Here is a 1,185-nt window from a genome sequence, read left to right as displayed (position 1 = left end):
CAGCTCTAACGAGCAAATTTATTTTATAGCTGTAGTAAGCTTAAATTTATCGTTTTAAATTTCAGAAAATTCTAACAATATTTATATTAACTTTTTTTGAAAAAACACCCCTTTAGTTGCAAAGCAACTAAAATTTAAAATTTTCCTTCATAGCTCTTTAAAATTATCACCACCCATGATAAACTTATTAAGTCAGCTTAAACGTATCTTTATACGTTTAGTGATTTGAATAATATCTTCAAGGGTTATATTATCTCGGCGAAAAGATTCTAGTAGCCTTGAAGATATTTCTTTTATACCTGATTTTAGACTTTTTATTATAGCAGAACCTTTCTCAAGAAGCTGTCTTAAAATATCTGCAATTTGAACTAAAAGATAATGATTTTTCATAGCATTATAATTTAGTGAGCAAGCATGTTCTATGTCGTATCTTATATTTTTTTGATTATTAAACCCTTGGTTTTCTATTTTCCATCTGCTCCTGCCTGCGGCAACTATTCTTTCTACTCTTTTATTTGTGATTTTAAAATCTGTAATAAAAGAAAAATGGCTAGTCTTTTCATCTTCAATTATTGAACATTCTACAACATTAACAAGTCTTTCTTTATAGGGTATATCATTTACCCATAAGCAATTTTGAAATTTATTTATTTCTATATTTTTTAATTCTTGATAATCTGCCCAAAGAGTTTTCGTTCTGCCTTCTTTAAATCTAAAAATATACTTCCAATTATTTTCATTGCATATTTTAAATATAGGCTCACAGGCATACAGGCTATCGCCTAAAAGACAAATAGGTAAACGAGGATATTTTTTCTTTAATCTTGTAGCTAACCGTTTAAATGCTTTTATTTCACAATCTTGTTTATCATAATGCTCATCTTCATTTTCTATAAACTCAGTAGCTATACTAAATACCATATCACCAAGAACAAGTTTAGCTTCTAAAACAGAATGGAAATATGCTGTTTTTTCAACTTCTCCAGTTTTTTTGTTTTTATATTCTCTTTTCAAACAATGCTCACAATGCTTTTCTGGAAAAGTAAATATTCCAGTACCATCAATAGCAATAACCCAATACTTATCAAAAAGTCTATATTGTTCTAAAGATCTCTTTTTAAACAATTCTTTTATCATATAGTCCCTAATTTTTTCAATCTCCGTAGGAGCTAATGTTTCTAAAAA

The 1,185-nt window shown here is 27.8% G+C and carries 1 protein-coding gene; it reads right to left on the bottom strand.

Features of this window, described 5'->3' with window-relative positions; translation table 11 throughout:
- Window positions 1-192: 192 nt before the first annotated feature.
- The coding region (locus ACVHXK_RS18635; protein WP_461207912.1) for a transposase at window positions 193-1,185 on the bottom strand (993 nt) is incomplete at its 5' end.

This window comes from Clostridium sp. DL1XJH146 (genome assembly GCF_054819755.1).
The sequence above is the reverse complement of the archived record's forward strand: the minus strand, read 5'-3'. Positions and strand labels throughout refer to the sequence as shown.